General features: G+C 40.7%; 15 protein-coding genes. 14 read left to right on the forward strand and 1 reads right to left on the reverse strand.

Features of this window, described 5'->3' with window-relative positions:
* Positions 1-21: 21 nt before the first annotated feature.
* Entirely contained in the window at positions 22-897 is an 876-nt protein-coding gene (locus tag PSR9079_RS03225) for a cytochrome c oxidase subunit 3 (protein ID WP_149980423.1), read from the forward strand.
* Here the strand turns inward: PSR9079_RS03225 and PSR9079_RS24185 are convergent.
* Positions 797-1,111 carry a DUF2909 domain-containing protein gene (locus tag PSR9079_RS24185; RefSeq protein WP_149980424.1) on the reverse strand — a complete coding sequence of 105 codons (315 nt, stop codon included), beginning with the start codon at positions 1,109-1,111 and terminating at the stop codon, positions 797-799. The genes PSR9079_RS03225 and PSR9079_RS24185 overlap by 101 nt on opposite strands.
* A 12-nt stretch (positions 1,112-1,123) precedes the next feature.
* Here PSR9079_RS24185 and PSR9079_RS03235 point away from each other — a divergent pair, with 12 nt between their 5' ends.
* The 13 genes from PSR9079_RS03235 to PSR9079_RS03295 all read left to right on the forward strand — a co-directional run bounded on the left by PSR9079_RS03235 (position 1,124) and on the right by PSR9079_RS03295 (position 13,634).
* Positions 1,124-1,864, forward strand: a complete 741-nt coding sequence (locus PSR9079_RS03235) for an SURF1 family protein (protein WP_149980425.1) — start codon at positions 1,124-1,126, stop codon at positions 1,862-1,864.
* On the forward strand, positions 1,861-2,355 hold the full coding sequence (locus PSR9079_RS03240; RefSeq protein ID WP_145237802.1) for a transmembrane cytochrome oxidase associated protein: 495 nt from the start codon (positions 1,861-1,863) through the stop codon (positions 2,353-2,355). The genes PSR9079_RS03235 and PSR9079_RS03240 overlap by 4 nt, the downstream gene beginning before the upstream one ends.
* Positions 2,356-2,372: 17 nt before the next feature.
* Complete coding sequence (locus tag PSR9079_RS03245; protein ID WP_145237805.1) at positions 2,373-3,362, forward strand: COX15/CtaA family protein; 990 nt, start codon at positions 2,373-2,375, stop codon at positions 3,360-3,362.
* 8 nt (positions 3,363-3,370) lie between these two features.
* The gene (gene cyoE, locus PSR9079_RS03250; protein ID WP_179959138.1) at positions 3,371-4,279 is read left to right on the forward strand and encodes a heme o synthase; all 909 of its coding nucleotides are present in this window, start codon (positions 3,371-3,373) and stop codon (positions 4,277-4,279) included.
* Positions 4,276-4,902, forward strand: coding sequence for an SCO family protein (locus PSR9079_RS03255; protein ID WP_149980426.1), 627 nt, complete (start codon positions 4,276-4,278; stop codon positions 4,900-4,902). The genes cyoE and PSR9079_RS03255 overlap by 4 nt, the downstream gene beginning before the upstream one ends.
* A 172-nt stretch (positions 4,903-5,074) precedes the next feature.
* Positions 5,075-5,347: an STAS domain-containing protein gene (locus PSR9079_RS03260; protein WP_149980677.1), complete on the forward strand. Its 273-nt coding sequence runs from the start codon at positions 5,075-5,077 to the stop codon at positions 5,345-5,347.
* 9 nt (positions 5,348-5,356) lie between these two features.
* Positions 5,357-5,719: a response regulator gene (locus tag PSR9079_RS03265; protein WP_145237813.1), complete on the forward strand. Its 363-nt coding sequence runs from the start codon at positions 5,357-5,359 to the stop codon at positions 5,717-5,719.
* A 15-nt stretch (positions 5,720-5,734) separates the two neighbouring features.
* On the forward strand, positions 5,735-7,822 hold the full coding sequence (locus PSR9079_RS03270) for a chemotaxis protein CheA (RefSeq protein ID WP_149980427.1): 2,088 nt from the start codon (positions 5,735-5,737) through the stop codon (positions 7,820-7,822).
* Positions 7,819-8,304, forward strand: a complete 486-nt coding sequence (locus tag PSR9079_RS03275) for a chemotaxis protein CheW (RefSeq protein WP_149980428.1) — start codon at positions 7,819-7,821, stop codon at positions 8,302-8,304. The genes PSR9079_RS03270 and PSR9079_RS03275 overlap by 4 nt, the downstream gene beginning before the upstream one ends.
* A gap of 47 nt (positions 8,305-8,351) precedes the next feature.
* On the forward strand, positions 8,352-11,039 hold the full coding sequence (locus tag PSR9079_RS03280; protein ID WP_149980429.1) for a methyl-accepting chemotaxis protein: 2,688 nt from the start codon (positions 8,352-8,354) through the stop codon (positions 11,037-11,039).
* Positions 11,040-11,160: 121 nt separating this feature from the next.
* Complete coding sequence (locus PSR9079_RS03285) at positions 11,161-11,982, forward strand: CheR family methyltransferase (protein WP_149980430.1); 822 nt, start codon at positions 11,161-11,163, stop codon at positions 11,980-11,982.
* Complete coding sequence (gene cheD / locus PSR9079_RS03290) at positions 11,975-12,592, forward strand: chemoreceptor glutamine deamidase CheD (RefSeq protein WP_149980431.1); 618 nt, start codon at positions 11,975-11,977, stop codon at positions 12,590-12,592. Before PSR9079_RS03285 ends, cheD begins: the two co-directional genes overlap by 8 nt.
* Positions 12,593-12,602: 10 nt before the next feature.
* On the forward strand, positions 12,603-13,634 hold the full coding sequence (locus PSR9079_RS03295; protein ID WP_149980432.1) for a protein-glutamate methylesterase/protein-glutamine glutaminase: 1,032 nt from the start codon (positions 12,603-12,605) through the stop codon (positions 13,632-13,634).

The following is a 13,634-nucleotide window of genomic DNA, read 5'->3' on the forward strand; positions in this document are numbered from 1 at the left end:
AGCTAATTAGGAGCAAACAAAATGGATAAAAATTACGAAAAATATTATGTTCCCGCGCAAAGTCCGTGGCCAATAGTTGGCGCATTTGCGATGTTTTTTATTGCTGTTGGGGCAGGTCTTACCGTAATGCAAGCAAGCAGCGGCGGTGGGGCTGGCCATTATGTGCTTTATGCAGGAATTGGTGTGTTGCTGTTTATGCTATTTCGCTGGTTTAAAAATGTCATTGAAGAGTCTGATCAAGGCTTATATTCAGCACAGATGGATCGCTCGTTTCGTCAAGGTATGAGCTGGTTTATTTTCTCTGAAGTAATGTTTTTTATGGCTTTTTTCGGTGCCCTTTTTTATGCCCGGATGATCTCTGTGCCTTGGCTTGGTGGCGCCGGAAATAATGCCATGACCAATGAGGTACTGTGGCCTACTTTTGAGGCAATCTGGCCCTTAGTTACTACCCCCGGTGGTGGTACGACACAGGCTATGGGTTGGCAGGGATTGCCGCTGATCAACACATTAATATTACTAACCTCATCGGTTACCTTACATTTTGCTCATGTAGGCATGGAGAACAATAAGCGTGGGCCATTAAAAGTATTTATGGCACTGACAATCGTACTAGGGGTCTGTTTTTTAGGGCTGCAAGTCGTAGAGTATTTGCATGCTTATCAGGATTTAGGACTGACCTTAGATGCTGGCGTATATGGCAATACTTTCTTTTTACTAACCGGCTTTCATGGCATGCATGTGACCTTAGGAACTATTTTATTATTAGTCATGCTGATCCGTATTTTAAAGGGCCACTTTAGCCCAGATAAACATTTTGCGTTTCAAGCCGCAGCTTGGTATTGGCATTTTGTTGATGTGGTGTGGTTGTGTTTATTTGTGTTTGTATATGTGCTGTAACTTTGTCAATTGGTGATGAGTTACTGTGGATGAAACCTAGTTTAAGGGCCGCAATAACAATCACTAAGACGATAACAGAAAACAGCACACGACGGCCTAAATAGTGAGACATAGGCCGTCCATCTGTTTTACCCGATACCATAATAAATAAGGCACGGAACAAGTTAAAAAGTATAAATAGTAGCAACAGTACGATAATAATTTTAATAATCACTGGGTCACCTTTATGCAGTTAATTTTATGGCGTAAACAAAAGCTTAGCTCAATTATTACCATTTGCGTGGTAACCATTGTGGTATTGGTGTGTTTACGCCTAGGGTATTGGCAATTACAGCGAGCTGAAAGTAAAACTGAGCAATTAACACAAATAGCAGCCCTGCAAAGTCAGGGAGTAATGAGCTGGCAGCAAATGCAGCAACTGCCTAGTGATTGGAATAAAACGGGCTTGCAGATAAGTATCTCTGGAGTGCTAGATACGCAGCAATATTGGTTGTTAGATAATCAAGTTTACCAAGGTCAGGTTGGCTACGATGTACTTACCTTGCTGCGTTTACAGCAAAGTAAGCAAACTCTGTTGGTGAATTTGGGTTGGGTTAAAGCACCACTTACTCGCCAGCAACTCCCTAGTATAAACCTACCATCGACTCCTTTGGCAATGACCGTGCAATTAAAGCAAGGAAAGCTCAGTGGCTTTACTTTGCAAGATGCACAACACAAGACGGATACAGCATGGCCCAAGCGCGTACAAATTATCGATTTAGTATTGTTTTCACAGCAAACAGGTCGCGACATGATTGACTTTATTGGTTATCGGCAAGGTATCGCGGATGAGATTGCTGCGCCGCATTACCAAGCTGTGGTGATGAGCCCCGAAAAACATCAAGCCTACGCAGTGCAATGGTTATTGATTGCGATTGCCTGCCTTGTTATTGCTGTATTTGCTTTTAAAAAGAAGGAATTACAATGAAAAACAATCCGTTATTAATATTTATTGGCTGTTGTTTAGTGCCTTTAATACTGGCGTATTTGGCGTTAAAGCTTGAGTGGATACCTAGTGCATCGAGTAATAAAGGGGAATTTTTAACACAGGAAATAAAACTACAAGATTGGAAAAAAACGGAGCATAAACAATGGACTATTGCTTTAAATCACCCAGCACAATGCCAACAAGCTTGTGCACAGCAGTTACAAGCACTAGAGAACCTCTACATCGCTCTTGGTAAAAATCAAGGTAAAGTCGATGTAGCCATCCTTGGCCAGACACAGCAAAAAGAGCTGCCATGGCGTCAGTTACCAGAGGTTGATGTACTGCAACCAGCTAGTTTATATCTAATTGATCATATGGGCTTAGTGGTCTTGCAGTATCCTTACCATAGTGAGCCACAGCAAAACCGTTTGACTCAAAAAGGACTGTTAAAAGATTTAAAAAAATTACTTAACTATTCGCGTTCTAGCTAAATTAAGGAGTGCCAATTATGTATAAAAACTATAAACATTTGGTATTAGCAACTTTTATGTTATCGATCTTAGTTGTTGGCTTAGGGGCTTATACGCGCTTGAGTGATGCCGGATTGGGTTGTCCGGATTGGCCCGGTTGCTATGGCTTTTTGACGGTACCCAAGCATGAGGCTGATTTAGCCCATGTAGAGCAAACCTACCCAGATATGATGTTCGAAACCGCTAAAGCGTGGAAAGAAATGATCCATCGCTATTTTGCCGGCACGTTAGGTTTACTTATTTTAGCGTTATTTATATTGGCTTTATTAAAACGTCAATATCCAACCACGCCAATTAAATTACCCTTACTATTACTAATACTGGTGGTGTTTCAAGCGGCTTTAGGGATGTGGACCGTCACCATGAATTTACAGCCGCTGATTGTATTGGGGCACTTATTAGGTGGATTTAGTATTTTATCATTGGTTACATTATTGTATTTACGGCTAACGGCAAAACCAATTTTTGGCGGCGACGCCCCAGCTCGGCGTTACTTTAAACTTAGTCTAGTCGCATTAGTGGTGTTGGTATTGCAAATAGCGCTAGGCGGTTGGCTTGCTGCTAATTATGCGGCGCCGCACTGCAATGGCTTGCCATTGTGTAGTTACGGACAGCCGTTTTCATTGAGTAGTGTATTTCAGTTGCCATTAGAGCAAAGTACTTATGAATATGGTGTACTTTCACAGCAGGCTAGAATGTCGATCCATTTATTACATCGAATGTGGGCGTTAGTTACCTGTGTAGTATTAGCGCTGATCATGTGGCGCATTTATAGCCGTGCTGTGTCGAGAAAAATAAAGCATTGTACAGTCTCCGTATTGGTCGCGTTGCTGTGTCAAATTTGTTTGGGCTTGGCGGTTGTGCACTGGCATTTCCCGCTCGGCGTTGCGCTGGCACATAATTTAATGGCTGCCATACTATTGTTAACAGTCGTTCGTTTATGTTTTTACTTAAAAGCACGTACATAGGGGCAGTTATGACACCATTAATAGCAATAACAAAGTTAGCACCTAGCCAAATTAGCGGCTTAATAAATGATTATTTAGCGATCAGTAAATTTAAAGTAGTCGCGATGTTGGTATTAACAGCATGGGTTGGTTTAGCGCTGGCACCCGATGTTGGTCGTGGTATTGGCGTACAGTTTATTAGTTTACTGGGGATTGGCTTGTTATCCGCAGCAGCTGCGGTGATCAATCATGTGGTTGATAGCGAAATAGATAGCAAAATGGCACGTACACGCCATCGGCCAGTGGCGAAGGGGCGGTTATCTAAACTGCATGCTTTAAGTTTTGCCGCTGTTATTGGGGTGAGTGGTTTCATTATGTTGATGATCTGGGCTAATACTTTAACCGCTGTATTAACCTTATTTGCGTTAGTTGGTTATGCGTTTATTTATACCTCCTTTTTAAAGCGTGCAACGCCACAAAATATTGTTATAGGAGGGCTGGCCGGTGCCATGCCGCCGTTGTTAGGGTGGGTATCAGAAACCGGGCATATGGCAGCGGCTCCTTGGTTATTGGTGATGATCATATTTACTTGGACTCCGCCGCATTTTTGGGCGCTGGCAATTGCTCGCAAAAGTGATTACGAACGCGCTAAGATCCCCATGTTGCCAGTCACTCATGGTATTGATTTTTGTAAAACCTGTGTAGTTGCATACTCTATTTTATTGGCCTTGGTATGTGTATTGCCTTATTTAATTGGTATGTCGGGGCTCATTTATTTAATTGCTGCGACACTACTTAATGGGATTTTCATCTATAAAGCGGTAAAACTAAAAATAGCGGGGAATGACGATACGGCAATGGATTTATTCCGTTTTTCAATTATTCATTTAATGATACTCTTTGTCGCCTTATTTATAGATAAATGGTTCGTTATATGAATAGCTTAGCAGTTAAGCGTGGGGCAAGAGTGTGGTTGGTGTTAAGTTTATTGCTGTTAACAGCTTGTAGTGACAGCGCTATGCCTGACGTTGAAGCTTTGGTATATGAACAAGCCAAACCTTTGAGTGATTTTACTTTACAAGATCAAAATGCTCAGCCCGTAACTAAGCAAACATTGCAAGGTCAATGGAATTTAGTGTTTTTAGGTTATACCAGTTGCCCAGATATTTGCCCTCTGACATTAGCTAAACTCAATGGCGTTTATAAAGCGTTGAAAGATGAATACCCATTGCAAATTTGGTTTTTAGCGGTCGATCCAAAACGCGATACAGTCGCTAAACGCAAAGCCTACATTGATTATTTTAATCCTGATTTTTTAGCGGTCTCAGGGGAACATAAAGATCTATTTCCACTAGTTAGAGAGTTAGGTTTGATTTACGCAATTAGTAATAGTGATGAGCAAGAATATGCCGTTGACCATAGTGCTTCAATTGCGATGGTTGACCCTCAAGGAGCGGTAAGAGCCATATTTAAACCTGAATTTAAACAAGGCAGTGTGCCATTAATTAATGCTAAATTATTAATAACTGAATTTAAGCAGATCGCCGATCATTATCAATAAATGAGCCAGAAAGTATACTTTAATTCTTTTCGAGGAGCGTTGAGCTCCTTTTTTGTTTTTCTTTTATCCCCTGTAAATAATTTCACTCTTTTTTCAACGCATTTATGGCATTTTTACTAACTCAGTCTAAGCTTTTGTTATGAATTGGTTAAACATGGAAAGTGCGAACAATATGATGAAGCTTCCCGCTGAACTAGCAATCACCCAAGTTGAAAACTTACACCAAGATTTATTACAAGAATTACACCGCAATGATGATGTTTGTTTAGACATTAGTGAAGTTGTGCGCGTAGATACTGCCTCTATTCAACTATTGTGTGCTCTGCAAAAGCACTTGCTATGCGTACATCACAAAATTATTTGGGTTGGGCAAAGTGAGCCTTTAAAAAATGCCATTAGTCGCTTAGGCCTAAGTGAATATCTGATACTTGAAAATGTAGATTAAGGGGTTCATATGAAAAGAATTTTAGCCGTGGATGATTCGGCATCAATGCGTCAAATGGTGAGTTTTACACTGAAAAAGGCGGGTTTTGATGTCACTGAGGCAAAGGACGGAAGTGAAGCACTTAGCATCGCAAAACAACAAGGTTTTGATGCTGTTATTTCAGATGTAAACATGCCAGTGATGGATGGTATTACTTTGATCAGGGAGTTACGCACCTTACCAAACTATAAATTTACGCCATTGCTAATGCTAACAACAGAATCAGGTATGGACAAAAAAGTAGAAGGGAAAGCTGCTGGTGCAACAGGCTGGATAGTTAAACCTTTTAATCCTGAACAGTTATTAGCGGTTTTAAAAAAAGTAATTCGCTAATCTAGGGGACGGGGTATGAGTATAGATTTAAGTCAATTTTTTGAAGTCTTCTTTGAGGAAAGTTTTGAAGGCTTAGATGCGATGGAAGCTGAGTTATTAAACTTAGTACCTGGCGAAGAAGATTTAGAAACAATCAATACCATTTTTCGTGCTGCGCATTCTATCAAAGGCGGCAGTGGTACATTTGGTTTTAACTCTGTGTCTGACTTTACTCATGTGCTAGAAACCCTATTAGATCAAATTCGTGAGGGGAAACGAGAGCTTACCGCAGAGCATGTTAACCTATTACTTAAATCTGTTGATTGCTTGCGGGAGTTACTTCGTGGCTTACAAGCAGAGCAAGAACCTAATTTAGAAGAAGCAATTGCACTGAGAATTAAGTTTGAACAGATTTTAGGAGTAAACCAAGCCGAACAAAATAAACTGGAAGTCACTGCTAGCCCCGCTCAACTTGCGCTAAACACCTATCAGATTGATTTTAAACCACATCATCATTTATTTAAAACAGGCAATGAGCCACTTTATATGATCAGTGAGTTGGCTGAATTGGGCGATTTAGAGACTCAAGCTTTCAATAATGAGATCCCTGACATTGCTGATTTAAGCCCCGACGATTGTTTTTTATCTTGGCGATTCTTTTTAAACACAGCAAAAGATGAGAGTGCGATTCGAGAAATATTTGAGTGGGTTGAAGATGATGCTGATATTACTATCGCGTTGTGCGGCGGCTTATTTGCTGATGATGATACACAAATTACAGCGCCTGATGTGATTGAGGAAAACCCTAATTCAACTTCAGCCCCAGCAGTTGTCAATGTTGCTGCGGTTAAGCCAATAAAAAAAGGTACTGCGGTCAAAGCAAGCACTCCAGCTGCAGAATCTACTTCAATCAGAGTAGGCATAGATAAAGTTGACTCATTGATCAATATGGTTGGAGAGCTGGTTATCACTCAAGCGATGTTAAGCCAAATTGGTCAACAAGAGATCACCGAAGCGACGATCGCCTCTTTGCAGGAAGGCTTAGCGCAATTGGCCCATAACACTCGTGATTTACAAGAAAATGTAATGCGTATCCGAATGCTGCCAATCAGCTTTGTATTTAGTCGTTTTCCGCGTTTGGTGCGAGATATTTCGCAAAAACTGAATAAGCAAGTTGAGCTAAAACTGTTAGGTGAACAGACCGAGCTTGATAAAACCGTAATGGAAAAAATATCAGATCCTATGGTGCACTTAGTACGAAATTCGCTGGATCATGGGCTAGAAACGGTTGAACAGCGCCTTGCTGCAGGTAAAGACCCAGTCGGTACAGTCACACTTAATGCATTTCACCAAGGTGGCAATATTGTTATAGAGATCATGGATGACGGACAAGGCCTTAATACTGTAAAGATTAAACAAAAAGCGGTTGCTAATGGGCTCGTAAGCGAAGCTGATGAGTTGGATGATGATGAAATTAATGAGCTCATTTTTATGCCCGGTTTTTCAACCGCAGATGAGGTAAGTGATATATCCGGACGTGGTGTTGGTATGGATGTGGTCAGGCGTAATATCCAATCACTCAATGGCTCGGTTGAAGTGTCATCTGCTGCAGGTGTTGGGTCTACCTTTACTATTCGCTTGCCACTTACTCTGGCTATTTTAGATGGTCAGTTAGTGAGGGTTGCAAAGCACACCTATATTATTCCATTAATATCTATTGTTGAATCATTACAAATTGATATCAATAAAGTCAGTCGAGTGGGTAAAGACTTAGACGTACTTAGACTGCGTGATGAATACATTCCTATCTTGCGTTTATACAGTATTTTCAATCATCAAGGTGCGATAGAAACGCTTGATAAAACCTTGTTAGTGGTAGTTGAAAGCGATAATCAAAAAATTGGTTTGTTAGTTGATGATTTATTGTCACAGCAACAAGTAGTGATTAAAAGTTTAGAAGCTAATTACCAAAAAGTAGATGGCGTGTCAGGTGCCACTATATTAGGGGATGGTCGGGTTTCGTTGATTGTCGATATCAGCGGCTTAATTAAATTATCAGGATTAAGAAAACCCGGTAGCCAAGAATTGATTATTGAATCGCAAGCTAACTTGGAGGCTTCATGATCTCTGCGCACAGCGAGTTAAATAACAAAATAATGCTTGAACAGGGCCAAGGAGTTAAGCAGTTTTTAACCTTTATTATGGCTGATGAAGAATACGGAGTTGATATTTTAACTGTTCAAGAAATTCGCAGTTGGGAGGAGATCACCGAGATCCCGAATGCCCCAGATTATGTCAAAGGGGTGATTAATCTACGTGGCACCATAGTACCTATTTTAGATCTTAGATTACGGTTTGGCTTAGCGACGATTGACTATGGACCGTTAACCGTGGTGATCGTAGTGAAAGTAATTTTTGAGCAAAATAGCAAGATTATGGGAATGGTAGTCGATGCCGTATCTGATGTTTACAGTATTGTAGAGCAAGATGCGAAGACGGTGCCTAACTTTAGCGGCTCAGAGAATGCTGAGTTTATCGCAGGGTTAGTGAATGTCGGTGAGAAGATGGTCGCGTTATTGGACCTGCAAAAAACAATGGATATTTAGCCAAGTACTAAATATAGCAAATGGTGATCAACAAGAAGGTGATGGGCATGGGGTGGTTTAGTAATTCTAAAAAATCAAATAATGATTTAATCGTTACGGCATTAAATAAGTCACTTGCGGTGATTGAGTTTGAACCTAGCGGCATAATTATTACGGCGAATAATAACTTTTTAGATGTAATGGGTTACCCCTTAGAAGAAATTCAGGGCCAGCATCATTCAATATTTGTATCTAAAAAAGAAGCTCAGAGCAGTGAATATAAAAGCTTTTGGCAAAGCTTGAAAGGCGGAGAGTTTATTGCTGATGAGTTTAAGCGGATCAGTAAAAGTGGCAAAGAAGTGTGGATCCAAGCAACTTATAATCCCGTTAAGGATGAGCATGGAAATGTTATAAAAGTTGTTAAATTTGCCAGTGATATTTCGGCGCAAAAGATGGTCGCTGTTGAAGCTGCGGGGCAAATTGCTGCTATTAGCAAATCTCAAGCGGTGATTGAGTTTGATTTAGATGGCAGCGTGTTGACCGCGAATGACAACTTTTTGCAGACATTTGGTTATCAGTTAGAGGAAATAGTCGGGCGGCATCATCGTATATTTATTGAGCCTGAGGTTGCTAAAAGTGAGCAATACCAACTGTTTTGGCAAAAATTAGGTCGTGGTGAATTTGACTCCGGTGAGTATTTACGTATTGCTAAAGATGGCAGTGAGGTATGGATCCAAGCATCTTATAATCCAATATTTGATCTCAGTGGCAAACCTTATAAGGTGGTTAAATATGCGACAGACATCACAGCTCAAAAAGAATTAGAAAAAGAATCTAAAAGGGATGCTGATCTATCGAGCGCATTAACGATCTGCCAGGCGAGTGTGATGATGGCAGACAATGATTTACAGATAGTGTTTGCTAATAATCAATTAAAACAAATGCTCCAAGCCAGACAAGGTGAGCTACAGAGTGTACTAGGTGATTTTTCCGTCAATAGTATAGTGGGCTCAAGTATTACGGCATTTTTTGAAAATACAGCACAGCAGGCTCAGTTGTATACAAACTTGACCGACTCTATTGAATCAAAACTAGAAATTGCATCATTAATTTTTAATATTATTGCGACCCCTTGGTTTAATAAAGAAGGCAAACGATTAGGAACTATAATTGAGTGGCAAGATTTAACCGAAAGTATTAAAAAAGCGACTGCTGAAAAACGTGCTGCTGAAGAAAATCTTAGGGTGCGTCAAGCTCTGGATCGAGTTGCAACAAATACCATGATTGCAAATACGAAAAACGATATTATTTATATGAATGAAGCGGTGCAAAATATGATGCGCAACGCTGAGCAAGATTTACGTCGCGATTTACCTAATTTTGATAGTAGCCAGTTATTAGGGCAAAACATTGATGTATTTCATAAAAATCCAGCGCATCAACGCAATCTGTTAAGCAAGCTAACCGATACTTACAGTGCAGAGATACTGGTTGGCGGGCGCACTTTTGGTTTAGTTGCTAACCCTATTTTTAACTCAGAAAATGAACGAATCGGCACTGTGGTGGAATGGGAAGATCGAACAGCTGAAGTGGCAATGGAAAAAGAGATGGCTGATTTAGTTAGCTCGGCAGGTAAAGGTAATCTTGAAGCCCGTGTTACAGAGCAAGGTAAAGGCGGTTTCTTTTTACGCTTAGCTAAAGGCCTAAATGGTTTAATTGGTATTGTTGATGATGCTGTCACCGGTACTGGTAATATGCTTGATGCGATGGCCAATGGTGACTTATCACAACGCATAGAGCAAGAGTATCAGGGGTCGTTTGAAAAGCTTAAGCGTGATGCCAATACCACGGCTGATAAATTAACGGAAGTCATTAATCGTATTAATACCTCGGCAACCTTAGTGGCAAGTGGAGCTGAGGAAATATCTCAAGGCAACGCTGATCTAAGCCAGCGTACTGAAGAGCAGGCATCATCGCTTGAAGAAACAGCATCAAGCATGGAGGAAATGACCAGTACAGTACGTCAAAATGCTGATAATGCAAAAGTGGTTAATGAATTAGCTGAAGAAACGCGCGATAAAGCGCAGCAAGGTGGCGAAGTTGTTAATCGCGCGGTGATCAGCATGTCGGCAATTAATGAGTCGAGTAAAAAAATTGCCGATATTATTAGTGTGATTGACGAGATTGCCTTTCAAACTAATTTATTAGCTCTTAATGCAGCTGTTGAAGCTGCAAGAGCTGGTGAGCAAGGCCGTGGCTTTGCTGTTGTTGCTGGGGAAGTGCGTAATTTAGCGCAGCGTTCAGCGGGTGCTGCAAAAGAAATTAAAGAGTTGATCAGAGATAGCGTTGGTAAGGTTGAAGATGGCACTTTATTAGTTAATGAATCAGGAGCCACTTTAAAAGAAATTGTTATTGCAGTGCAAAAAGTAACTGAAATGATATCTGATATTGCAGCAGCATCCGAAGAGCAAAGTTCAGGTATTGAGCAAGTCAACAAAGCTATTTCGCAAATGGATGAAATGACCCAGCAAAATGCGGCCTTAGTTGAGCAAGCATCAGCGGCCAGCGAGTCAATGTCAGAGCAAGCGAATGATATGACCCGGTTACTGAACTTTTTCACTTTAAGTCAGCAAGACGCTGTAATTAATACTGCACCAGTAACTCCTACTACCGCGCCACCACGTAGTAATAATATCCGTAGTAAAGCGCGAGGTAATAATTTTGCTAATTCAGCTGATGAATGGGAGGAATTTTAACGTTTTTTGCAATCGCATTACTAGTTGAGCCTCTGTACTTTGAAAAATCCAGAGTCTTAACTTTTAGCAATTTTGTTAATATTCAATCGCAGCTCAGTCACGCCTATTGCGAGTAATTGAAATGAAAGAGTTTTTACTAACCGACCATGATTTCAAGCAAATAGCTGCAATAGTTTATGACGCGTGTGGCATTGTATTAGGTGATCATAAACGAGAAATGGTCTATTCACGTCTTGCTCGTCGGCTCAGAACATTGCAGCTGACAAATTTTAAACAGTATTTAGCTTATTTAGAGGCACATAAAGAGCAAGAATTTAGTGATTTTATCAATGCAATAACAACTAATCTGACTTCTTTTTTTCGTGAATCACATCATTTTGATTATTTGCAATCCCATGTAATACCAAAGTTATTAGTGACAAATAAAAGCACTCGGCGAGTTCGGATATGGTCTGCAGGTTGTTCAACTGGGGAAGAGCCCTATTCTTTAGCTATGACCTTACATGGGTTATTTCCAGCCGATTGGGATGTGAAAATTTTAGCCACTGATTTGGATTCAAACGTATTAGCTAAAGCACAATCCGGTACCTACACTGCGGCTAATGTGAATGGACTTGAACAACATCAATTACAGCGCTGGTTTTTAAAAACTAAAGATGGTGAGTTATTCAAAGTTAAACCTGAATTACAGCAAAAAATTCATTTTAAGCGATTGAATTTATTACAAGAATGGCCAATGAAAGGGCCTTTTGATGTGATCTTTTGTCGCAATGTGGTGATTTATTTTGATAAAGAAACAAAAGATCAGTTATTCCACCGTTATTGTCATATTTTAGCTGATCATGGGTACCTATTATTAGGTCATTCTGAAACCATGGGAAAGGAGCATAGTGAGTTTAAAAACTTAGGTAAAACTATGTATCAGAAGGTGATTTATGGATAGTCATTTTAAGCCAGTATTACATGGCTTTGAGCATATTAAGCGGTTTTGGGACTCAGGTCAGCGGCAAGTTATTGCTAAAGTATTGCCCGGTGAGTTTTACGTGTCAAAAAACGATGAGGTGATTTCCACTGTGCTAGGTTCATGTATTGCTGCTTGCATTTATGATGACAAGCTTGGTGTGGGTGGCATGAATCACTTTATGTTACCGATTGAAAAAGGCGTAGAGCCAACTAGTGCGCATAACTTAAATTGTCGTTATGGTAACTGGGCGATGGAGTTTTTAATTAATGAAGTACTTAAAAATGGCGCCTCTAGGCAAAATCTAAAAATAAAACTGTTTGGCGGCGGTAAAATTATTCGCTCGATGACAGATATTGGCCTTGGTAATATTCGCTTTGCTTATTCTTATGTGCAAGAAGAAGGGCTAGAATTAGTGTCTCATGATGTGGGGGGGCCTTGGCCGCGTAAGGTCAATTTTAACCCTCAAACAGGCAAAGCACAGGTTAAAAAATTGCGCGACATGCACACTGATGTGATTGAAAAACGCGAAGTCCGTTATTTACATGATATCGAAGAACAAGATTCTAAAACCGATATTGAGTTATTTTAAGGGGTAAAAAATGGTCAAGGTGTTAGTGATTGATGACTCGCCATTGATTCGACGAGTATTGACGGAGGTACTGCACCAGGCTGATGATATTCAGGTCGTAGGGTGTGCAGAAGACCCTTATCAAGCACGAGAAATGATTAAGCAACTTAATCCCGATGTGCTGACTTTAGATATTGAAATGCCGAAAATGGATGGCATTAGTTTTTTGAAAAACCTAATGCGTCTACGGCCTATGCCTGTGGTAATGATATCAACGCTCACCCAAAAAGGTTCACCGATAACTTTGGAGGCGCTGGAATTAGGAGCAGTTGATTTTATAGCTAAGCCGACAGTCAATGTATCTGAGCAATTAAGCCAGTATGCTAAATTAGTGCAACAAAAGGTCCGTACGGCAGCGGCGGCACGAGTACGGCCTTTTAAATTAAGCCAAGTACAACCTATCGAAACGCTAAGTAATGCACAGTTTAGTATCAATAAGGTTTTGGCGATTGGAGCTTCAACAGGAGGAACAGAGGCGATTAAAGAGGTGCTAATAAGAATGCCAGAAAACTGCCCTCCGATCGTTATCACGCAGCATATTCCACCTGTGTTTAGTAGTTCATTTGCTTTGCGCATGGATAGGACATGTACTATTAATGTCAAAGAGGCGCAGCAAGGCGATAAGTTAAAAGCTGGCTGGGCGTTTATCGCCCCGGGTGGTCAACACTTAAGCGTTATACAGCAAGGAGGCAGCTTATATTGTCAGCTTGATGAGAGCGAGCCGGTTAACCGTCATCGTCCTGCGGTTGATGTATTGTTTAACTCGCTGGTTAAAGTGTGCCCTAAAAATACCATCGCAGCTTTATTAACGGGTATGGGGAGCGATGGCGCGCAAGGTTTACTGGCGCTAAAACAGCATGGTGCTTATACCGTAGCGCAAGATGAACTATCGTCAGTGGTATGGGGCATGCCTAAAGCCGCTGTAGAGATCGGAGCAGCTTTAGCGGTGGTCTCGCTTGATAAAGTGACGCAGCATCTACTAAACCAAGCAATGAAAAAGTAG

This window comes from Pseudoalteromonas rhizosphaerae (assembly GCF_902498845.1).
In the GTDB taxonomy this organism is placed as follows: domain Bacteria; phylum Pseudomonadota; class Gammaproteobacteria; order Enterobacterales; family Alteromonadaceae; genus Pseudoalteromonas; species Pseudoalteromonas rhizosphaerae.